The following is a 21,051-nucleotide window of genomic DNA, read 5'->3' as shown; positions in this document are numbered from 1 at the left end:
ATTGCGCTACTCAAACATCATCCTTTCTAGCCATGAAATAGAAGTAATTGTTCTTAATAACTTAAATATTAGACCATTTATGCATAATCATCAACACTTTTATGAATATTAGTTCTAAACATGTGTTTTTTCAGCACCTTAAAAGTATTCAAGTTAGACTTGATATAAGAAATTAATATAAGGAGCTTTATATGAACAAACGTAATATTGGCGGGCAATTAAGAGCGCTGCGAAAAGCTAAAAATCTAACCACACAAGAACTTGCTGACAAAGTAAGCATTTCACAATCCTATATAAGTCGATTTGAAAACAACCGTGCTATTCCAGACATCGATATGTTAGATCGAATATTGACAGTCTTGGATTCAAGCTTGGCTGCTTTCTTCGCTGATGAATTTCAGGACATGCCTGAAGATCTAATCCAACTAATCAACACCGTTAAAATGCTTAGTCCAGAAGCAAGAATGAAGTTAAATGATTTCTTGAAAATCATGAATGATTAAGTACTATTTCCCTCGACTTAATTCTTCACAAAAGAAAATCGAGACTGCTTTATAAGTCGGGTTAACTACTGAAGCAAGTCTCGATCTGTCATTTAGGATAAAGAGCTATAAACATCACCTGTTGCACACTGTTTTCATTGCGTTGCGTACCAATTTTGTTGTGTTACAAACAGGTTTCATTGCGTTGCGGCAACTACTACCATCCCAAAAAACCTTCCGCATACGCAGAAGGTTCTTGTCAACATCATCCATGCACTCCTATCTATACACCCATCAACCCCCTCAACTTCTTCATCATCCTCTCCCGCCTTTTCTTCACGCCGGCAACCGAAATGCCGAAACGTTCAGCACATTCGGCCATACTGCAACCTTCAAGGTAAACCCATTGGATAAACACTTTTTCGGAAGAATCAAGCTGTTCAATCGCGTCATGGAGACATTCAAATCCATCATCCCCAGCCGCACCACCTATAAAGTAAACAAGCACATCATCTGTAGTCGGCATGACGTTTTCTTCAAAACGGCTTTCCCGTTTCAACTCATCCAACATCGCCCCGCGAATACTGCGGTACGCAAATGGCGTAAAATCGCCTTTTTCATCATCAAACCTCGTCCACGCCAGCCATAATGCCACCCTGCCCGCCTGCCTGTACTGCTCATGTTCACGGTAAATATTCAATTGGCGAATGTTTGCAGATATCATCGGTTCATACTGAGCTAACACGTCTTCAAAATTCAACACATGGCTGACCTTTCGATCGTGCACGATGCATTTTATTCCCGGGTACCTTCATATTAGGAGGTATGCATGTAGAAGACCAATCGGCATTCATAACGTTTGCATTAGTATTCTTGACGTTTATATAGGTGAAATGAATCGTTTAATTGAACTAATTTTTAAATAAATATGTATTTTTATACTATTTATACGGAAGGATATGGTAAAATAGAAATAGATTAATAATTTTTAAGGAGGGCTAAGTATGAAAGACGAAAGTTTACTGCTTGACTATCGGGCATTGGCGCTAAAATCGGTCACCACCGGTAAGTACTTGTCCGAAATTATTACAACACATGGAATCTATTATTCAAAAACAAGTCCTGTCGAGTTACTTAACAAAGCATGTCTCCGTCATCATTCTTCCAAGGAAGGACGCCAAGAGGCAGCCCGGAAACTGCTGAATTTTCATCAAAAGCCGCCATTCCTCATTTCAGAAGATATAGCGGTGTTTCCGACAAAGTCTTCAATACATCCGGACTGCATTTGGATCTTCAGCCATTTTTTTAAAACAGAAGCAATAGAAAAAGAGAAAACTAAAATTACATTCCACAACGAAACAGTCATCGAAGTCCCCATATCACTCTATACCGTAAAGCAACAGAAATTCCGTATGCACACGCTGCTAAGCCATGCCCAACAATCAAAACGCGCATACATAGCCAGTCATCCCTTATTTGGAATGGCACCAGATCTAGCCATGCAACAATTGAAATGATCTTGAAAAACAACCACTCATTCCTACGATTGTTCCGTGGAATGGGTGGTTGTTTTGGGATTCCAAAATTATTTTCTACTCTCAGTATCCCTTTTGACCCCACCTATCTATATAGAAGGTAAAGGGGGAAAAATAAAAATGACAACATACCTGAAAGACTACGCACGCTTTGCCGCAATCGCAGAAATGGACGCGGCTGCTGAACAACATCTTTCACTTCACTGGGATGAGTTAACGAAATCGGATCGCCAAGTGCTCGACGTCATCCGCCGTTATTCGGTGAAATATGGCGCAGCCCATCTGAAACACGGTACAATTGAAGAAGCTACGGGGAAATCAAATGTAACGATAAGACGCGCCATCCGTAAACTTGTCAAACTCGTAATCATCGAAAAGGTTCATTACATCCGCCCCGTCATGAGCGGACTTGGCGCTAATATCTACATCATTTTACCCTTCGATGACCACAGGAAAATGAACGGCCGGGACGATGACAAAAAACCGCATCAGGACGAGGCAAATGAACAACTTTCAGCAGACGAGCTCTTCTTTCTAAATCCTTATTAAAATCTAAAGATCTTAACTACACGTCTTCACAAGAATCGCAAAAGTTATCCGCAAGTCTATCCAGTCGAATGAAAGAACTGCTCGCCATAACAATCGGTGACACCAAACTAGCCCGTGAATTCTTCGGAATTCACCGGGCCGTTTCTGACGCATGTTGAAGTATGAAATCTATAAAGAGGACAAGCATGTTTTCGAAGACCTTGCCTATCGAGCGCTTATGATCACTGTGATGGCAACGAAAAAGAAGTTGATCCGTAACTTACCTGGGGATTTTATTGTCCGGAATGAATGACTCAGGAGTTCGCACAGTCCATTGTGGCTGTAAATTGTATGAGTTGTTTTTGTTGCGAGGTTCTTTCGTTGTGCAGCGAAGGTATTACGTTTCGTTGCAATCTATATTTCTTGTGTAGTGATTGCTTGGAATATGGTTTACTCCCACACCACTCAATTTATCTCAAAAAACTCCTCAAGCTTTTCAATTGTAAATTGATTGCGCAATTTATACGCTGTGTTTTGATTGGCCCGAAGCCCCTTTGTCCAATAGGCTTGTTCAATGGGCAGTGCCTTGATCCAATCAATAGCCACAACATATTCACATAGTTCCATATCCTCCAGGTCATGCTTGAAATTGTTATCTTCGAGTGGACAATCGAGCAATCTGTGTTCTTTACCGTCATGAAAAATAATTGCGTCTTTTAACGGGACAGCTTTGCGGGTAACAGTACCGACCCCTACATATCCCTTGCCGCCCGGAATCATACAAAACACACGCGCCCCCACGAACAAATGGCGCAATTTCTGGCTAAACCAGCTGCCATTCCCTGCAGAGACAAAACCATATTTCATGGCATCCCGCCAACTTCGAATGGGTCCATCCTCAAAGTTCACGACAAAGTCACGCTGGTTCCACGTTTCCTTCTTCTTGTCCGATTGCGTCGTAGCTGCCTTCACTTCCGCTATAGCAGGATCAATGAGCCACGTCCTCGTTAGAAATTCATTCTCACCTTCTTTGAAATAGCGGAAATATACGGCATTAATCGGCACGTTGTAGTTTGTCGATAAATAATTGACGATCCGTTCAGTTCCTAGATCAAGCTCCGCGCAAACGATGACCATCTGATGGGCGTTATTCAGTTCGTCAGGCAATTCCGTATTGAACTTATTTGCAAATGCCTCCTCCAACGAATGGTGGTGAAGATGTTCGTAGCGTTCGACGAAATCATCGTACGACAAATTCTGCACCCAGCTGGCATAGTCGATGACCTGCGCCGCAACATCTCTAGGCGTCTGATGTTTCTTCAACTCATAAATGACAAGATCACCTTCCGCCGTCATCCCCAAAATATCAATGAATTTTCCATGATCTGTAGCAACTTGCCTGCCGATGACAAGAACGTCATCAGAAATAATGGAAATGTCATTTGCCAATATGGATTCCAACTTCAGCTCAGAATCCAAAGGCGAAAAAAAGATCCGATTGGCCTCTGATCCCTTCACTTTCCAAATCCCCACCTCAATCGGCATCTCAATCCCCTCCCTCAAACATACTTTTTCTCTATCATCCATTCTTCTAATTCGACAAGAAAGACTATAATCCTTCTTACATACAACGTAGACAAAGCCATTTAAAAAAGGAGATTAACTTCAACGATATCTACTTTATTTCACATCATTACTGCCACGCACCTAAAAAAACTACATAGATAGCAATAACAATAGCGCCCCCTGAAAAACAGGTGGGCGCTATTTGACGCTTAGGTCTATTCTATATAAACTGACCGAACCAAAGTCCTGACCGATTCCTTGCCATTCGGGTGCTTCGTCGTCATGTCAACAGTCATATTGTAAACGCCGGGCTTTGAAACTTTCGGCAGCTTGGATGTGAACTCAGCTCCGTTTGTTGTCTTAGGAATGATCGTTTGTGTAAGTTCATTTCCATCCGGATCCTTCAATTTGAAGGAAAGGCTTGTTGTTCCGGCTTGCTTCGGTGTTTTCAAGGTGAAGGATGTTTGGTCAGCACTGCCCTTTCCAGCCATTTTGAGCTCAAGCTTCCCGGATTCATCAAAGGAGGAGACAAGCAGATAGGCATCCTTTGCATTCGCTGCCTTCATTTGTACGGTCCAGGAACCTTCAACGAGCTCGTCTGGCTGGAATGAATAGAGACTTGCGCCAGAGAGAATCGTATCATCGTTTATTGGTCCTGAGGCTTTCATAATCGTTCCGTCCGGTGCAACCAGCTCGACAGTTGTATCATTGCTGGCTGTGTAGACGGAGATAGTGCCGCTTGTTTTGGCAGGGAGATAGATTTCTTTCTTGGTAAATTCACTATCTGACAGTTTGCCTCCGGTGATATAGTTGGAGGATTCACTGTGGATGACGGTGTCCGTTTGATTTGATGCTTCGGTATTAGCCGACAATTGGCTTACAGTGGCACTGCGTAAATAAGGTTCAATCCGGGAAAAGACTTTGGATCCTTGGCGGATATTATCATGATCACTTGTGCTGTCGGTAAATAAATGTGTGCCATATGGCAGCTTTGTGCTAGTCGCCGTGACGAGGCCGTCATTTGCCCCGTAGAAAGATAAATAGGCTCCGCCGAGGGCTAGGGCAGAGAAGGCCGGTCCTTTGTTCGTTCCTGCTACCGTATAGTATTCATTCTTGCTGCGGTTGGAATGACTGTCAGTTGCTGAGCGGAATTTGGCCATTTCCCCAACCTGCAAGGAATAGGTGCCGGCGTCATTCTGCCCGAGCAGTTCCCCGAGCCATCCCGCATACCAACTGTATGATAGGTCTGCTAGTTCGGATCCGTGATGAGGCGATCCTAATGTGATGACCTTGCCGACATATGAATGGGCCCCGTAGTGGATAAGGGCTGCCTGAGTATCAGGACCTCCCTTGCTGTGGGCGATAATATTCACTTTCTGTCCATTGAAGTGCCGTGATATCTCTCCAAGCATGGAGGCAAGCATGCGCCCATTCGTGTATTGATTTTCAGAACCATTGCCGGCCGCGTCATACAACTGGACGAAAACGGTCTGATATCCAGCATCGTAAGCCATCGTATACATATCATTAACGCCGTGATAAGTCGTCTCCCCATACCAGCTTGTTGAGCTTCCATTCTTCCCTTGGACAAAGACAATCGGTGGTTTCGATGAATCGTAATTCGGTGGACGATCACCGAGGAACCATTCGCCAGGAGTGAAGGTTTCACCCGGGGGCTTCAGCTTTCCGGCTGATACTTCTGAAGACAGACCATATGGCGAAAAAATCAATAAACATAAGAAAATAGCTAAAAACCTTCTCATCAATTGACTGTTCATTAAAAAACTCCTCCATTACGTCCATTTTTTTGAATGCCTTGTTAAATGGAAACAACAAATAGATCTAATAATATTTTCATTAGAGTATATATTCTCTATGTTTCGCCGATTTCCTTCTTTTTCCGTTCTTATTATACGAGAATGGATTTCGAGCGTTGCGCCCCCACATGGACTAGAAGAGGAGTCAGGATTTTGCGGATTTACAACGGTAAAAGTGCAAGTCTAGTTATATCAAAGGTTATTAACCTTGTATCAATAGTGTCTAATCTATTGAGATAGGGTAAATAATACGTGAAATAAAGCTTATCAGTCTCCCACATGACTTGTCTCGAAATCCCTATCGTTGTAAACCAACTAACGTTGTAAATCCGCATTTTCGGGACTGTACCCCATGTGCAAATTTACAACACCAAGAATTTTAATTGAGTTTATTTGCACTTTGAACTAGTAAATTACCAAACTTTTGAATATCTTTTTAGATATAATTAATTGGTATCTCGTTTAGTAAAACTTCGCAAACCATATATCAGGAAAACTATAAAGGCTCCGATAACAAGTGTATAAAATAAGAAATAAGATTGAATAGGTGATTCATCTTCAGGTGACATTGCCAGCATAGGTTGTGTCCAAGGGTAAATCTGCCCTAAAGGTGTGCTAGCAACAATAATGGCTGGAAGAGTAAAAACAATACTAACAGCTAATGGTATACCAAATGTTTTTGCCCTTATGGAAATAATTAGTTGTAGTAGAATCAATGGCAAGCACGCTAAAATGCCTCTAATCATGAATCCAAGTATTGTAAATATCGGAAGACTGCCTTCTACTCCTTTTATATAACCAAATCCTATAAAAAAGATTAATAAGATTAGCATTGTAATAACAACCATTTTTACCACTGTTAGAAATTTCCCCAAAAAGATCTCTGAGTGTTTGATTGGTAAGGCTAATAGTTGTTTCCAGCCACCTCCGATATGTTCACTCCTACAAACAAGGGCTGCGTATATCCCAACTATGATTGGTAATACAAAAGGACCCATAAATAACGCTACTTGTGTCCATACTTCAATCCATTCATTATCTCCTGGTTGCATAAAAAGATCATAGTTTTTAAAGAAATTTATATAAGCTAGGAATACGCCTAAAAGGGGACCCATGAAGTAAAGTAACCACACCTTAGAGCGTTTTAATTTTAATCGTTCAACATATAAGACATTTTTCAAAATAATCTCTCCTTACTGGACATTCTGTTTAGCAAAATGCTTAGAACCTATAAACATAAGGATTATACCTAATATCAAATTGATGACTAGGAAGGCTGAAAAATCTGGGTTATACCCTATACCCTCATATAGCAATATAACCGTTGATGATTGGATTGGATAAGCTAAAGGGAACCACCTAGTCGTTTGAGCAGCAGCTAAAAATAGACCGACAATAGATGAAACTGATCCAATAAGAATCGAGAACGCTTGATTTTTAATCGTCATAGATAACCAAAATTGAAAGGCCATTATTGGTAATACTGTTATCAACATACCGTAACAGTCGCCTATCAATACCCCCCAAGGAACATCCCCTTCAAATCCTAACACTTTCCCTAAAAAAACCATGCCAATCAGAAAAATAGTAGTGGAAAGGAATAGACTAATTGTTAGCCAAATAAATTTACTTAAATAAATTTTCCCTCTTGATATAGGCATTGAAAGGGTTTGTTTCCATCCATTTGCCTGATGTTCAATATTTGCTATCACTGATGCTGCAAGTGTGACGGCCAATGGGAAACCTAAACCAAATAACAAACTATTGTCATACAATAAATACATCCACATAGAACCTGCACCGAACATCTCAACTTGTTTTTCCACAAACCCGGAACGATAGGTGAGATTCACCAACTCATATGCCAAGATAAGTAGCGGAACTAATAAAACAATTATCAATAACGACGAACGTTTTAATTTTAATTGATCTGCCCATAATATATTTTTCATAAGCTTCCCTCTGTACCGATTAATTCCAAGAAGATATCTTCAAGTGTTCTTTTCACTTCTTCAAGTCGATATACAGATACACCCGAATGAACTAGAATAGAGTTAATTTCTGAAACATATGCCGGATCTGTTTGAGATAACCACAAAAAATCGTCTTGTAAATCAGCCTTTAATTCCCGTTCTTTTAATATTGCATTTGCTTTCATTACGTCATTAACTCCAACTTTTAATAGAGGTTTTCGTTTTTGTCTTAAGCGTTCAATCGAATCTTGGAAAATCATTTTACCATTATTAATGATCCCTACCTGTGTAGCCATTTGATCTATTTCACTTAACAAGTGGCTGGATACAAGAACACTCATTCCAGCCTCCGGCAACTCCTTAATCAACTCTCTGATTTCTTGAATACCGGACGGATCTAAACCGTTAGTCGGCTCGTCTAGTATTAATAAATCTGGATTACTAAGTAGGGCAACAGCAATACCGAGACGTTGCTTCATTCCAAGCGAATATTCTTTTGTTAGTCGGTTTGCCACTTTGGTTAATCTTACAATTTCCAACACTTCGCTAACCCGTTTTTCCGGAAGATCTCGTAATCTACGAACAGCCTCTAAATTTTCACGACCAGTTAAGTTTCCATAGTAAGTTGGAGACTCTACTAACGATCCGATTCTTTGTAAAATTTGTAGCCGGTTTTTGTTCAGGTTATGACCGAAAATTTCGACACTCCCCTTAGTTGGCTTAATTAATCCTAGCAACATTCTAATCGTTGTTGTTTTTCCAGCGCCATTAGGTCCAAGAAAGCCATAAATTTGTCCACGTTCAATCCTTAAGTTCAACCCGTCCACAGAAGTATGCTTCTTATACTTTTTGGTTAGCTCATTTGTCATTAATATTTGATCATTCATCTGTTCCTCACCTCATTTCTATCGTAAACGAAACTTTTTTAATATGAACGAAACTCTTTCTAAACATTTACTTAACGATTTTCCCCGAAAATTAATTTCTATTTATGCCACATCCGTATAGTATCAAGGGCTACAAAATAATTTGGCTATTATGAATTCTGAACAGAATATAAATTCTTTCCCATAACAACAACTTCAACTTATGTTTAATGTAAAATAATACTAAGATAGAAGGGAGGAACATGTGTGACTTTCAAACTCGAAGATCATAAAATTCTGATTGTTGATGACGATCAGCATATTCTAGATTTATTAAAAGTCGTCTTTGAAAAGGAAGGATTTCAAAATATCTTAAAAGCCAATACAGGAGCCGAAACTCTGTTAAAAACTATACATGAAAATCCTCACATAATACTGTTAGATGTTATGTTACCGGATATTGATGGGTTTACTTTATGTAGCAAAATTCGTTCAGATACAGATGTACCTATATTGTTTTTAACGGCTAAAACTACAGATTTAGATAAATTGCAGGGATTTAGTTTTGGAGGAGATGACTATATTACAAAGCCTTTCAATCCTTTAGAAGTAGTAGCTCGTGTGAAAGCCCAATTAAGGCGTTCTACTCAAATTCCATCACCACATTTACGTAAAATGGTATACGATTATGGCTATTTTAAAATAGATCCCAATACTGGAAGACTTATTGTTGATGGTGTAAGGATAGAATGTCCTACTCAGGAAATGAAACTTTTACTATATTTTTGCGAACATCCTAACCAGATTTTGAGTAAACATCAAATATATAAAGATGTATGGGGGGAATTTTATGGTGGAGATAGTACGGTGATGGTACATGTACGACGTATACGTGAAAAAATAGAGAAAGATCCTAGTAGACCTAAATGGATTAAAACGGTTCGGGGATTAGGGTATATATTTGAAGTAACAACAAATGAGGACTTGTTGTGAAATTAAAAAATCGTGTCGCATTTTACTTTGTATCACGACTTTTCTGGTTAATGCTTATTTGGGGTTTACTCATTGGAATCAGCATCGTTCTATTCAGTTTCTTTCTTGGACATAACAAAACAGAAACTCCACAATTATCGATTAGCAAAATTGTTGAAGATACGGTTGTTGTTGATCATAACCTTTCAGTAAGTTCCGAAACAAAAGAGGATTTAGTAAAAAATAAAATGTGGATGCAAGTATTGAATGAACAAGGTGATGAAGTTTTTTCCTTTAAAAAACCAAAAAATGTGCCGGACCATTATATTCCTGGGGAACTAGTGTCTGATTACCTGTACCCTGCTAAAAAGGGTTATCAGTTATCTACATGGTATAAAACCATAGACAATCAGGCTCTAACATGGGTGTTAGGGAAACCAATGGCTGATAATAATCCATTTTTTTATTGGATGAATAATCTATGGATTCTTTCCATTATAATAATTGGAATTTTAATTGCTTTATTTTTTGGAAAACAATTAGGTGCTCCTTTACTGTATATTGTATTTTGGATTGACAATCTATCTAAAGGTATGTATGAAGAACCCTCTTATTATTTGAAGTTTCATTCAAAAAAAAGCCGACGGAATAAAGCAGAGTATAAAACGTATCAAGAATTAACTCAGGCTCTTTCAGGGCTTACATCAACACTTAAGAAAAACGAGGAAGAAAGGAGGTTATTGGAAAAAACTAGGGAAGAATGGATGGCAGGTGTTTCTCATGATTTAAAAACTCCTCTATCTGTTATTAAAGGATATACTGTCTTATTATCTGCACAAGAATATGATTGGGAACAAGAAAAAGTACGTCACTTTGCTAAAACCATGGAAGATCGTGTGGAATATATGGAGCAACTAATAGAAGACTTCAACTTAACTTTTCAATTAAAAAATGATGCTTTTCCGATACAACTTGAACAAAAAGACCTTGTAATTGTGATTAAAGATATTTTGGAACAACTGAAAACATTACCGGAATCAAAAAATAAGCAGTTTTCATTTGAAACGAATAGGGAGCCAATATTTCTTAATATAGATACGAAATATTTAAAACGAGCATTAGAAAACTTAATTGCAAATAGTATTAAACATAATCCTCCTGCAACTAAAATCAAGATCATACTTCATGAAGACCTGTCTCATCCAAGGCAAATTCGTGTAATAATTGAAGATGATGGAATCGGTATGGATCAAGAAACTATTGAAAACTTATTCGACCGGTACTTCCGGGGGACGAGTGCAACTTCTAATAATTCTGGAACAGGATTAGGAATGGCAATTGCAAAGCAAATCATTATAGCTCATGGCGGAGATATTGAAATAAATAGTAAACTTCAACTAGGAACCCAGTGTAATATTACTTTTCCAATCGAATAGGATTAATTTAACAATAATATAGACAAGTTACCTAAAAGAAGCCGAGGATTTCCTTAACACAGGAGATCCTCGGCTTTCTTCGTCGATACCACTTAGTTTTCTCACTTAATAGTAGATGGTTATCTACATTTCTTATATGGCCAAAAGTTTTGTATGAAGTGGCTCAAAAATACGGCACAAGTGGTATTTTCTTGTGTCTTTATTCATCTGATTCAAGCCACAGTGAAGAAGCATATTTTAAGATGGATGTGTACCTGACATCCAACACAAAATCTACTGCAACCTTTTATTTTGATTCAACTTCCATATCCATTTCACCTTTAATTTCCTTTAGTTGCTCCGGTATCGTATAAACGTAACTTAATATGACTCTTGTAAAGTGTATTAGCAACTCAACCTTTCTTTCATCAAATTCTACATTGGATTGTCAACACTAAACTGCACAAAAATTTTAAGGTCTGTTCCCCTTTGAAGTTGCGACTTGACACCGATCCTCTGCGGGCATGACTTCCGAGCCAGAATGCCAGTTAACAGTAACTGGCTTTTCTCGCCAAGGCTATCATGCCCGCCCCTCACTGTAAAGTCGCAATGCCCCTTGCGCGATATCTGCTCCAAATGGCAGCCATGCGGTATTCTATCGGCGTTAGGTAATTGAGGGTGACATGTATTCGAATTTTGTTGTACCAGTTAACGTAATCATCAAGTTCTAAATCTAGTTGTTGCTGATCTTCAAAGCGCATTTGCTTGATTAATTCCATTTTGACTACGTTGAACATTGCTTCGGCAACGGCATTACCATAGGGACATCCCTTCATACTTAGCGACCGCTTGATGTTAAATGTGACTAATACTTCTTCGATCAACCGGTTATCAAATTCGCTCCCGCGGTCGGTATGACTGGATCGTATCGAGCGGACGGTCGATTCGCGACAATGCTTTATAGACCAGTTGTGCATCTTTATTCGGGCCGGAACTGTAGCCGATAATTTCCCGGTTGAAAAGATCTGTGAACAGACAAACATAATGCTATTTGTGCCCAAACGCAAAGCAGTCCACCCCTTCCTCCTAGCTTAAGTGTCCTCTCTTAGACACTAGGTATATTAAAGCTTGCCATTCTTCCTATATGATTAACGGACTTATTTTTCAGCAAATCTTTTTAGAAAAGGCCCATTCCTTTCCTTATCTTCAAAACTATTTACAAGCTCTTTTCCGGCAGCTGGATAAGCCTCTAAAAGCCTTCTAGCAACTCTGTGTTTTCTTTCAACTGCACAAAGAAACCTCCCCATTCTAGACAGCACCCACTTCGGTATGATACGGTCGCTACATGAAAAAACTCCTAATCTTACTACTCATTGTCGGCGTATTATTCTATTCATCCGGCCAGACGGACGAACAGCAGTCCATCATGCCGTTGCTAGAGGACAAACTCCCTGGCAAGCCGTTCGAGAGCCAATTGTCGAAACTACAAATCCCCTACTGGGGGATAATCGTTTCTGTCGAAGAACGAGGCTATTACCATTTCGTCGAGTTCCTAATAAGAAAGGCAACTCATTTCTTCATGTTCGGATTGTTGGCAATCGCCATATACAGCGTTCTACCAAAGATCCGTTACCAAGCACTTATCGCGCTGTTCATCACGCTTGCTCTAGCAATCGGAGATGAGTATCACCAGTCGCTCACCGACGGACGGACCCAATCTTCTCAAGACGTTCTATTGGATATGGCTGGAGCAATTACATTTTTAATCTCGTTCCGTCTCATCCAGCTCGGATTAGCCAAGCTTTGGCGAAAACAAAAACCGCGCAAGTCCATTATTTAGGACTCACGCGGTTTTCATCAAATCAATTCTGCCCGCAGGCTCACTACAAACTATAGTTTTCGCTCACACCATCCGCCTTTTTATCGGTATTTCCCTTTCGTAATGGCGGCTAATTGTTAATGATAGTTCGCCAGTCTATGAATATTTCCCCACCTCAACATACATGCTATGAATATATCGCAAGACATAGAAAGGAGAACTTGTATTTATCTCAAAACCCAGCTCCTTCTTAGGAAGGGTGCTTAACCAAAATCCGGGATCATCTTAAAATATTTTTGCCTCTTTTTTTTATTTTCAGAAATTAAACCGCCATCTCCCATGCTGAAAAAAAAGTATGTATCCAATTGATCCGTTTAATAAAGTAGAAGACATGGAACATTTATAGCTGCTGGCTGCCATTCGATTTCCTCTTTTGTTGAAGGTGTTTTAGTATGCGCGCCAATATCGTATGAATTGTATGTTGAAAGTCTGGGAGCAGAAAGACTGGAAGGACTTAGATAGTAACCTTGCAGTTCAGACACCACATGCGGGGAATCGGAATTTCCACCTCCATTTCTTCAGTGATTCCATATCTCCAATAAAACCCATTCAGATGAATGTTCCCTTATCCCACGCATTCACAGCCTAAACACCATACCTCATATTCCCTCAAACTTATCTTGAAAACGTTAAGTTTGGGTGCCAGTAGTACACGTACTTTAGCTAAACAAAATGGAGTGATTGCATTCATGGTAGTTGGAACATGCATATTAAAGATACGTCTATCTCTGCTATACTACATGAGAGAGCATTTATAAGAAGGTTCAGTTATTAAGGAGGAATTATGGCAAACAACCTATCACCGTCTACAAGTATTCAAAAAGCGTTGGATATCATCAATTGCTTCACAACAAAGCACCCCTCTCTTTTCTTGGAGGATATTGTCATGAAAGTGAACATACCGAAAACAACTGTTTTTAGAACTCTGGTGCAACTTGAAGAATATGGCTATATCAAGAAAGTCATTTTAGAAGGAAAATCATCCTATTCATTGGGGTTTGCATTTTTGGAAAAAGGCCAGCTGGTAAAATCCAATTTGGGTATTCGGGAGTTGGCTAAGAGCGAAATGCTTAGAATTCGAGAGGAAACAAATCTTACGGTTCAGTTGGCAATCAGAGATCATGCGGAAGCTGTTTATATAGAACAGTTTGAATCCTGGCGGCCGATCCGGATCTATCCGAATATAGGAAGACGGGCCCCTCTGTATGCCGCTGCTTGCCCGAGAGTTTTATTGGCTTATATGGATAATGAAGAACAAGCGATACTGTTAAAGAAGTTTGAATTCAAGAAGTTCACCGATTCCACCCCAATTGACCATGAAACTATCCACAACATATTGAATGAAATTAGAAGAGATGGTTTCAGCATAAGTAAAGGAGAGTTATTCGAAGGCACAACTGCTCTCGCTGTTCCTATATTTAATCCAATCACAGATGAAGTAATTGCTTCTTTAAGCATTGTTGGAATGGAACAAGATTTTGAACAAGATTATGAGAATTATATAGACTTATTACAATCAGCAGCAGAGAGCATTGCGAATAAGCTTAATAAGAAAGACGTTTGAAAAGGGATCTACTCTAAGATTCCTTTTTTTATTTTTAATTGGAATTGTTAGTTTACTTGACAGCTTTTCATGTTATAATGGAATTTGAAATCCACTATATGGAATGGAGGTAAAAGAATGAATGATAATCTTCTATTAAACAATGATGGAGCTCCTACAAACGCATCAGGATTAAAAAGAGGACTTGGTTTTGTAGATCTTTGGAGTGTGGGGGTCGGTGCTTTAATAGGGGGAGGGATATTTACCGTAATTGGTCCGGCCGTCGCACAAGCAGGACCTGCTCTATTTATCGCTTTCATCATCGCCGGTCTGGTGGCCTTGCTATCTACAATGAGTTATGCAGAAATGGCTTCGATCTGGCCTTATCAAGGAGCGTCTTACGCCTATGCTAAGTTTGCATTTGCCCCCATCTCCAAAACACTCGGTAAACTGATAGCACTATGGTGTGCCGGTTTATATTTCCTTTCATTCGCTTTTGCTGCCGGTGCAGTGAATTTAGGATTTGCAGGCTATTTCAACTTCATATTTCCGAATATCTCTCCGGTGATTGCCGCTCCGGTCATATCCGTACTCATTACATTGTTGCTGTTAATCGGCATACAAGCGACAGGGAAAATAAATACATTCTTTTCGATCATCCAAGTAGTTTCATTATTCGCGATTGCAGGTATTGCATTATTCTCCAATCCCGCAGGACCTTTCCAATACCCGGAGTTCCTGCCGAATGGCTGGCAAGGAGTTTTCGCCGCTACCGCTTTGATTGCTTTTGGACAGATGCAGGTTGAGGCTGTCCTTACGCTAGGGGAAGAAGCTAAAAACCCCCGTCGAAATCTGCCATTGGCCCAAATCTCTGCTTTAGTTACGGTCGTCATCTTATACATCATCACCGGGTATGGCGTCGTATCTTCTGCATCACCCATAGACTTGGCCAATTCCACAGCGCCATTATCATTGGCTATGGATAACGTCTTACCCGGCATAGGTGCCGTACTGATTGCAATTGCTGCACTAACGGCAACAGGCACTTCCACAATCGGATGTATTTTGGGATCATCAAGAATGCTGTATGCTGCGGCTAGAGAACATGCAGCACCTCCTATTTTCGGGAAAGTGAATAAGAGAACAGGTACGCCAAATCTCGCCATCATCTTTACAGGCGTTATTGCACTTGCTGCTACATTCACAGCTTCCATGGGCTATGCAGCGGCAATCGGTGTCCTTGTTAGTGCAGCTGTTTTTGCAAATTGGTTCATGATGGCAATTATGAATATTGCTCTGATTGTCGTCAGGGTGACACGGCCGGAATTGAAAGCGAAGTTCCGTTTTCCATTAAACATTAAAAACATACCTGTCCTAGCTATCGTCGCTACAGCAGGAAGCTTGTGGATATTGACATTTATCCAACCCATCGCCTTAATCATCGGCTTCTCCTGGGTTGTACTATTGACCATCTGGTATTTCTTATACGCTCACAAACGTTGGGTGTATTTAGGTGAAGAAGACATGAAGGAAATGACTGGCGATATTTAAGAATTGAAGTTAATGGAGGTTACGAGGATGAAAACTATATGGTTGCATGAAAACAAATGGGAAGATATTGAAGCTTATTTAGAAAAGAAGAAAACTATAATTGTTCCTTTTGGAAGTGTGGAACAACATTCCAAACATTTACCACTTGGAACAGATTCATTTGTCGCCAAGAAAGTTGCAGAAGATGCGGGACGTCTCACAAATACGTTGGTCGCTCCCCAATCCTGGTTCGGATGGGCCCCTCATCATATGGCTTATCCAGGAACTGTCACATTACGACCGGAGACTTTGACAGCTGTTGTAGAAGATATTTGTCAAAGCTTAATTTATCATGGCTTTGAAAAGATCATTCTGATCAACGGGCATAGGGAAGCTAATCTACCGCCCATCAAAATTGCCGCTACAAGGCTCAGAAATAAAACTGGCGCTTTCCTCCCAATTGTAGATCCATTCTATTTCAACTCCGAAATAGGCAAAGCATTACGGCGATCTGAGCCTGGCGGAATCGGCCATGCAGAGGAAATGGAAAGTTCCCATATGTTTCATTTATATCCCGAACTTTGTGAGCCTGCAGAAGTAGCCATCAACATCCCGGAAAAACACCGTTTCCTACAACATGATCCCTTCATCGAAGGTGACCGTGTCTTATCATCGAGTGACGTCAACAGTTATCGCGAAGACACAAAAGGCATAGGAATCATGGGGGACGCCATGGGTGCCTCGAGTTCAATCGGTGAACAATATCATAAAAAGTTTTTGGAAAATCTTATGGAACTGATCGATTTCTGTGAGCGGGATGTAACTGTGAATTTGAGGAATAGAGAAATTCCTTTGTAAATAGGGGTGCAGACACCAACAAACTACTCAGGGCACGGGTGGCTATTTCCCTTTCGTCGAGTTCCTAATAAGAAAGGCAGCCCATTTCTTTATGTTCGGATTGCTGGCAATCGCCATATACAGCGTTCTACCGAATATTCGTTACCGAACGCTTGTCGCGCTGTTCATCACGCTTGCCCTAGCAATCGGAGATGAGTTTCACCAGTCGCTCACCGATGGCCGGACCCAGTCTTCTCAAGACGTTCTATTGGATATGGCAGGAGCGTGTACATTCTTAATCGGCTATCGATTCATCCAGATCACCTTCGCCAACCGCAAACAACAATAAAAACGCAGAAGTCCATAGCTTTTGGATTCTGCGTTTTTTAAATTCATTGGTGAACTTCCCTCATAACGAATACAACAGATTAAGAACATCAAGTTCAAAAATTCTATTGACCTCCCCATAAAAAAGGATTGCACTACCTAACTTCTTCTTTTAATTTAATACTTCCATTTCCGAAGTAAATAGTTAGCAATTTATCTAGTTATTCAATATAATCATATTATTGTAGTCTATTCACTGCAATTCTCCACAATAAAGGGAAGGGAGGCTTCTTTTGAGAAGTTAGACAGTTCACAACTACATTTTAAAGGGGTGGGATGATGAAGAAGCGATTGAAGTGGCTGTTTGCAGTTCCGTTGAGTTTGGTACTCGTATTCAGTATGTTGCCTGTGGGGATGGCTAAAGAGTGGGATATGAATTACGAGAATTACCGCCAAGTGGCGACTGGCATGGATGGCATGGTGACGACCGCACATCCACTTGCGAGCCAAATCGGTGCGGAAGTTCTCAAAAACGGAGGAAATGCGATTGATGCAGCGGTCGCCATCCAGTTTGCATTAAATGTCACTGAACCGATGATGTCGGGCATCGGTGGCGGAGGATTCCTTATGTATTACGATGCTGAAGCAGATGAGACACTTATCTTAAACAGCCGAGAGCGTGCGCCTGCTGGAGCTACACCGGATATGTTCCTGAGCGAAAATGGAGAACCCATTCCTTTTGCGGAAAGAGCCTCTGGCGGGAAAGCTGTCGGTGTTCCAGGGACGTTGAAAGGTCTTGAAGCCGCACTTGAACGCTGGGGAACGATGTCCTTGGAGGAATTGATCTCCCCTTCTATTCAACTTGCACAAGATGGTTTTCCGATTGATTCCGTGTTAGCGGCGGCAATTGAGGAAAACAAAGCAATGCTCTACAAGACAGCAGCAGGCGATGTGTTCATCCCGGACGGACAACCATTGCGTGAAGGGGACCTACTCATCCAGAAGGATTTGGCGAAAGCATTTGAGCTCATTAAAACTGAAGGAACGGATGTATTTTATAAAGGTGAAATTGCCGAAGCGATTGCGGGCGTGGTCCAACAATACGGCGGCTCTATGACTACAGAAGACTTGGCGGCTTACGATGTAACGTTGGACAAGCCAATTTGGGGAGAATACAAAGGCTACCAGATTGCAAGCATGCCGCCACCGAGTTCAGGCGGAGTGTTCTTGCTTCAGATGCTTGGCATCCTGGATGGAGTGGACTTGTCTCAATATGATGTGAAGTCGTGGGAGAAGTATCATTTGCTTGCAGAAGCAATGCATCTCGCCTATGCAGACCGTGCCGCTTATGCAGGAGATCCAGAGTTCATCGATGTTCCATTAGAAGGGTTGTTGCACCCTGACTACATTCAAGAGCGATTAAACTTGATCAATCTTGACTCGATGATTGAAAGACCAACAGCCGGAGACCCATGGGCATATGAGAGTGCAGCTCAGGAATCCGTTATTGTTGAACAACCAGGTGATAAAAATCCGGGAGAGACGACTCACTTCTCCGTTGCAGACCAATGGGGCAATGTCGTTTCCTATACAACAACTATCGAGCAACTCTTCGGTACAGGCATCATGGTGCCGGGCTATGGCATCATGCTTAACAATGAACTAACCGATTTTGACGCTGTGCCTGGCGGTGCGAACCAAGTCGAACCGAATAAGCGGCCACTTAGCAGTATGACACCAACAATCGTGTATGAAAACGGCAAGCCAGTCATGACTGTTGGATCACCGGGCGGCCCGACAATCATCACATCGGTGCTCCAAACGATTATCCACTCCATTGCCTACGACATGGAACTAAAAGCGGCAGTCGAGGAGCCGAGAATCTATACGAACAACACCTCTTCCTACCGCTATGAAGAAGGCATTACTGAAGAAGCAATGGAACAATTGCGAATGAGAGGCCATCAATTCGGAGAAAAGTCGACAGTCATCGGGAATGTCCAAAGTATCTGGATTGACCAGAAAGAAGGCATTTTCAAAGGAGTTGCCGACTCGAGCCGTAATGGAGCGGCGATTGGGATAGATTTTTAAAAGATAGTTTATCTCCCCCTAGCCAGATTGCTATCAGCTAGGGGGCTCGATTTTCCTTATTGCAAAAAAAGCCATCTAGGAGAATTACATCTCACTAAATAGCTTCACACAGTTTAGGTATCTGGTTATTTGTTAAGCCCTCTCAAAAGGTCCATCACTATTCAAACAGCTACCCGGTAAACATGTTTCCTCAAAACGCCGATCACTCTCTCCTGCTCCTCTACCGTCATATTCGACCCTGACGGCAAACAAAGCCCTTCGGCAAATAACCGCTCACCCACCACATCACCTTCAGCATGTGGATAAAACTTACACCCTTCAAACAACGGCTGCATGTGAAGCGGCTTCCATACCGGACGCGCTTCAATATTCTCTTTCTCCAGCAGATCAATCAGTTCATAAGGGGTAATCTTTATAACTTCGGAATCCAACGTCAAAGCAGTAAGCCAACGATTCGAATAAGTCCCTTCCAACTCCGGCATGAAACGAACGCCTTCAATATCCCCTAACGCTTGCACGTATCGGTCAAACACATCTCTTCTGGCTTGTACACGTTCATCTAGCACTTCTAGCTGAGCACGGCCAACACCTGCAAGGATATTACTCATACGGTAGTTATAACCCAAGGTACTATGTTGATAATGTTTCGCTGCATCACGTGCCTGTGTCGCTAAGAAGCGTGATTGGTCCAATGCGACAAGGTCATTGGAGACAAGCATGCCGCCACCTGAAGTCGTGATGATCTTGTTTCCATTGAAGGAATAGATGCCAAAATGGCCGAATGACCCACTCTTTTTCCCTTTATAGAGTGAACCAAGCGACTCAGCCGCATCCTCAATGAGAGGAACTTCATACCGTTCACAGATAGACATCAATTCATCCATCTTTGCACTTTGCCCATACAAGTTTACGACAATGACCGCTTTAGGCAACTCTCGTCTTTCTTGTGCATCTTCAAAGGCGCGAGCCAATGCGACAGGTGACATATTCCATGTCTCTTCTTCCGAATCAATAAATACAGGCTCTGCCCCCGCATACAAGATAGGGTTCGCACTAGCCACAAACGTCAAACTAGAACAGAAGACAGTATCACCATAGCCTACGCCGAGAAGCTCTAGCGCCAAATGGATCGCTGCTGTACCGGACGAAGTAGCCGCAGCACCAGCTGTCCCGACATAATCCGCGAGTTCCTTTTCAAACGCATTTACGTTAGGACCAAGTGGTGCAATCCAGTTCGTTTCGAATGCTTCATTTATGTATTTCTGTTCGTTCCCACTCATGTGAGGGGAAGATAATAATATCCGTGATTTCATTAATCACACCTCATGAAATTTAATAGGTTTCGCCGGCATGCCGACTGCTGTACAATTTGCCGGTAGATCTTTTACCACGACTGCAGCTGCGCCCACGATTGTGCCAGATCCTACTGTGATTCCTTGTATGATAGTTGCATTCGTACCAAAATCAACTCTTTCTTCGAAGAGTACATTCCCTGAAACAGAAGAATTAGGCAATAAAGTACAGTATGAAGAAATGACTGTATCGTGACCTATTGTACAATTGAGGTTAATAGTAATGAAATCTTTAATAACAATATTAGTTGTTAATATGTTACCTTCGCATATTACATTACCTTGCCCCATAGTGTTAAATCGGGAAATCCTTAGCGTAGGATGAATCAGATTATGAA

19 protein-coding genes and 3 pseudogenes are annotated in these 21,051 nt (G+C 41.1%); 12 read left to right on the top strand and 10 right to left on the bottom strand.

Annotated features, from left to right (window positions below; genetic code table 11):
• The first annotated feature begins 191 nt into the window (after positions 1-191).
• Positions 192-503 carry a helix-turn-helix domain-containing protein gene (locus AWV70_RS09830; protein ID WP_060206577.1) on the top strand — a complete coding sequence of 104 codons (312 nt, stop codon included), beginning with the start codon at positions 192-194 and terminating at the stop codon, positions 501-503.
• 262 nt (positions 504-765) lie between these two features.
• On the opposite strand, the gene AWV70_RS09825 is transcribed toward AWV70_RS09830, so the two are convergent.
• Positions 766-1,269: a sigma-70 family RNA polymerase sigma factor gene (locus AWV70_RS09825; RefSeq protein WP_235588607.1), complete on the bottom strand. Its 504-nt coding sequence runs from the start codon at positions 1,267-1,269 to the stop codon at positions 766-768.
• Positions 1,270-1,486: 217 nt separating this feature from the next.
• On the opposite strand from AWV70_RS09825, the gene AWV70_RS09820 reads away from it, so the two are divergent.
• From AWV70_RS09820 to AWV70_RS23800, 3 genes are all read left to right on the top strand, one after another.
• The gene (locus AWV70_RS09820) at positions 1,487-1,999 is read left to right on the top strand and encodes a competence protein ComK (RefSeq protein WP_060206573.1); all 513 of its coding nucleotides are present in this window, start codon (positions 1,487-1,489) and stop codon (positions 1,997-1,999) included.
• A gap of 138 nt (positions 2,000-2,137) precedes the next feature.
• Positions 2,138-2,566 carry a hypothetical protein gene (locus tag AWV70_RS09815; protein ID WP_060206571.1) on the top strand — a complete coding sequence of 143 codons (429 nt, stop codon included), beginning with the start codon at positions 2,138-2,140 and terminating at the stop codon, positions 2,564-2,566.
• Between the two features lie 151 nt (positions 2,567-2,717).
• Positions 2,718-2,858, top strand: coding sequence for a hypothetical protein (locus AWV70_RS23800; RefSeq protein WP_160327643.1), 141 nt, complete (start codon positions 2,718-2,720; stop codon positions 2,856-2,858).
• Between the two features lie 152 nt (positions 2,859-3,010).
• On the opposite strand, the gene AWV70_RS09810 is transcribed toward AWV70_RS23800, so the two are convergent.
• From AWV70_RS09810 to AWV70_RS09790, 5 genes are all read right to left on the bottom strand, one after another.
• Positions 3,011-4,090, bottom strand: a complete 1,080-nt coding sequence (locus tag AWV70_RS09810) for a hypothetical protein (RefSeq protein ID WP_060206569.1) — start codon at positions 4,088-4,090, stop codon at positions 3,011-3,013.
• A gap of 236 nt (positions 4,091-4,326) precedes the next feature.
• Positions 4,327-5,889 carry an esterase/lipase family protein gene (locus tag AWV70_RS09805; RefSeq protein ID WP_235588606.1) on the bottom strand — a complete coding sequence of 521 codons (1,563 nt, stop codon included), beginning with the start codon at positions 5,887-5,889 and terminating at the stop codon, positions 4,327-4,329.
• A 485-nt stretch (positions 5,890-6,374) separates the two neighbouring features.
• On the bottom strand, positions 6,375-7,109 hold the full coding sequence (locus AWV70_RS09800; protein WP_060206567.1) for an ABC transporter permease: 735 nt from the start codon (positions 7,107-7,109) through the stop codon (positions 6,375-6,377).
• A gap of 12 nt (positions 7,110-7,121) precedes the next feature.
• Positions 7,122-7,880, bottom strand: coding sequence for an ABC transporter permease (locus AWV70_RS09795; RefSeq protein ID WP_060206565.1), 759 nt, complete (start codon positions 7,878-7,880; stop codon positions 7,122-7,124).
• Entirely contained in the window at positions 7,877-8,788 is a 912-nt protein-coding gene (locus tag AWV70_RS09790) for an ABC transporter ATP-binding protein (protein WP_060206563.1), read from the bottom strand. The genes AWV70_RS09795 and AWV70_RS09790 overlap by 4 nt, the downstream gene beginning before the upstream one ends.
• A gap of 246 nt (positions 8,789-9,034) precedes the next feature.
• Between AWV70_RS09790 and AWV70_RS09785 the strand changes: the two genes are divergently transcribed.
• Together AWV70_RS09785 and AWV70_RS09780 are read left to right on the top strand one after the other, a co-directional pair.
• A complete protein-coding gene (locus AWV70_RS09785) occupies positions 9,035-9,760 on the top strand; it encodes a response regulator transcription factor (RefSeq protein ID WP_082713545.1) in 726 nt (241 codons plus the stop codon).
• The gene (locus tag AWV70_RS09780; protein ID WP_060206562.1) at positions 9,757-11,175 is read left to right on the top strand and encodes a sensor histidine kinase; all 1,419 of its coding nucleotides are present in this window, start codon (positions 9,757-9,759) and stop codon (positions 11,173-11,175) included. Before AWV70_RS09785 ends, AWV70_RS09780 begins: the two co-directional genes overlap by 4 nt.
• Before the next feature lie 626 nt (positions 11,176-11,801).
• Here the strand turns inward: AWV70_RS09780 and AWV70_RS09775 are convergent.
• Together AWV70_RS09775 and AWV70_RS23795 are read right to left on the bottom strand one after the other, a co-directional pair.
• Positions 11,802-12,201 (bottom strand): annotated as a pseudogene (locus tag AWV70_RS09775) (transposase); the annotation flags it as partial.
• A 110-nt stretch (positions 12,202-12,311) separates the two neighbouring features.
• Positions 12,312-12,461 carry a hypothetical protein gene (locus AWV70_RS23795; RefSeq protein WP_160327642.1) on the bottom strand — a complete coding sequence of 50 codons (150 nt, stop codon included), beginning with the start codon at positions 12,459-12,461 and terminating at the stop codon, positions 12,312-12,314.
• A gap of 38 nt (positions 12,462-12,499) precedes the next feature.
• Here AWV70_RS23795 and AWV70_RS09770 point away from each other — a divergent pair, with 38 nt between their 5' ends.
• The 6 genes and pseudogenes from AWV70_RS09770 (at position 12,500) to ggt (ending at position 19,361) form a co-directional block, all read left to right on the top strand.
• Positions 12,500-12,994, top strand: coding sequence for a VanZ family protein (locus AWV70_RS09770; RefSeq protein ID WP_060206557.1), 495 nt, complete (start codon positions 12,500-12,502; stop codon positions 12,992-12,994).
• Positions 12,995-13,817: 823 nt separating this feature from the next.
• Positions 13,818-14,597 (top strand): IclR family transcriptional regulator, encoded by a 780-nt coding sequence (locus AWV70_RS09765; RefSeq protein WP_060206556.1) that lies wholly within the window; start codon positions 13,818-13,820, stop codon positions 14,595-14,597.
• Between the two features lie 117 nt (positions 14,598-14,714).
• Positions 14,715-16,127 carry an APC family permease gene (locus AWV70_RS09760; RefSeq protein WP_060206554.1) on the top strand — a complete coding sequence of 471 codons (1,413 nt, stop codon included), beginning with the start codon at positions 14,715-14,717 and terminating at the stop codon, positions 16,125-16,127.
• A gap of 27 nt (positions 16,128-16,154) precedes the next feature.
• A complete protein-coding gene (locus AWV70_RS09755; protein WP_060206552.1) occupies positions 16,155-16,964 on the top strand; it encodes a creatininase family protein in 810 nt (269 codons plus the stop codon).
• Between the two features lie 52 nt (positions 16,965-17,016).
• Positions 17,017-17,292 (top strand): annotated as a pseudogene (locus tag AWV70_RS09750) (VanZ family protein); the annotation flags it as partial.
• 317 nt (positions 17,293-17,609) lie between these two features.
• A complete protein-coding gene (gene ggt / locus AWV70_RS09745; RefSeq protein WP_060206548.1) occupies positions 17,610-19,361 on the top strand; it encodes a gamma-glutamyltransferase in 1,752 nt (583 codons plus the stop codon).
• A gap of 161 nt (positions 19,362-19,522) precedes the next feature.
• On the opposite strand, the gene AWV70_RS09740 is transcribed toward ggt, so the two are convergent.
• Positions 19,523-20,674, bottom strand: a complete 1,152-nt coding sequence (locus AWV70_RS09740) for a DegT/DnrJ/EryC1/StrS family aminotransferase (RefSeq protein WP_060206546.1) — start codon at positions 20,672-20,674, stop codon at positions 19,523-19,525.
• A 3-nt stretch (positions 20,675-20,677) separates the two neighbouring features.
• Positions 20,678-21,051: pseudogene (locus AWV70_RS24445) on the bottom strand (transferase); the annotation flags it as partial.

This window comes from Sporosarcina koreensis, from assembly GCF_001531445.1.
GTDB lineage: Bacteria > Bacillota > Bacilli > Bacillales_A > Planococcaceae > Sporosarcina > Sporosarcina koreensis_C.
Note: the sequence above shows the minus strand (reverse complement) of the source record. Positions and strands in the feature narration are given on the sequence as shown.

Bases quoted from the DNA above. Each gene is read 5' to 3' on its own strand.
- AWV70_RS09760 (WP_060206554.1), top strand. From the start codon at position 14,715: ATGAATGATAATCTTCTATTAAACAATGATGGAGCTCCTACAAACGCA.
- AWV70_RS09795 (WP_060206565.1), bottom strand. From the start codon at position 7,880: ATGAAAAATATATTATGGGCAGATCAATTAAAATTAAAACGTTCGTCG.
- AWV70_RS23800 (WP_160327643.1), top strand. From the start codon at position 2,718: ATGTTGAAGTATGAAATCTATAAAGAGGACAAGCATGTTTTCGAAGAC.
- AWV70_RS09790 (WP_060206563.1), bottom strand. From the start codon at position 8,788: ATGAATGATCAAATATTAATGACAAATGAGCTAACCAAAAAGTATAAG.
- AWV70_RS09740 (WP_060206546.1), bottom strand. From the start codon at position 20,674: ATGAAATCACGGATATTATTATCTTCCCCTCACATGAGTGGGAACGAA.
- AWV70_RS09770 (WP_060206557.1), top strand. From the start codon at position 12,500: ATGAAAAAACTCCTAATCTTACTACTCATTGTCGGCGTATTATTCTAT.
- AWV70_RS23795 (WP_160327642.1), bottom strand. From the start codon at position 12,461: ATGGGGAGGTTTCTTTGTGCAGTTGAAAGAAAACACAGAGTTGCTAGA.
- AWV70_RS09830 (WP_060206577.1), top strand. From the start codon at position 192: ATGAACAAACGTAATATTGGCGGGCAATTAAGAGCGCTGCGAAAAGCT.
- AWV70_RS09815 (WP_060206571.1), top strand. From the start codon at position 2,138: ATGACAACATACCTGAAAGACTACGCACGCTTTGCCGCAATCGCAGAA.
- AWV70_RS09805 (WP_235588606.1), bottom strand. From the start codon at position 5,889: ATGAACAGTCAATTGATGAGAAGGTTTTTAGCTATTTTCTTATGTTTA.
- AWV70_RS09765 (WP_060206556.1), top strand. From the start codon at position 13,818: ATGGCAAACAACCTATCACCGTCTACAAGTATTCAAAAAGCGTTGGAT.
- ggt (WP_060206548.1), top strand. From the start codon at position 17,610: ATGAAGAAGCGATTGAAGTGGCTGTTTGCAGTTCCGTTGAGTTTGGTA.
- AWV70_RS09820 (WP_060206573.1), top strand. From the start codon at position 1,487: ATGAAAGACGAAAGTTTACTGCTTGACTATCGGGCATTGGCGCTAAAA.
- AWV70_RS09755 (WP_060206552.1), top strand. From the start codon at position 16,155: ATGAAAACTATATGGTTGCATGAAAACAAATGGGAAGATATTGAAGCT.
- AWV70_RS09810 (WP_060206569.1), bottom strand. From the start codon at position 4,090: ATGCCGATTGAGGTGGGGATTTGGAAAGTGAAGGGATCAGAGGCCAAT.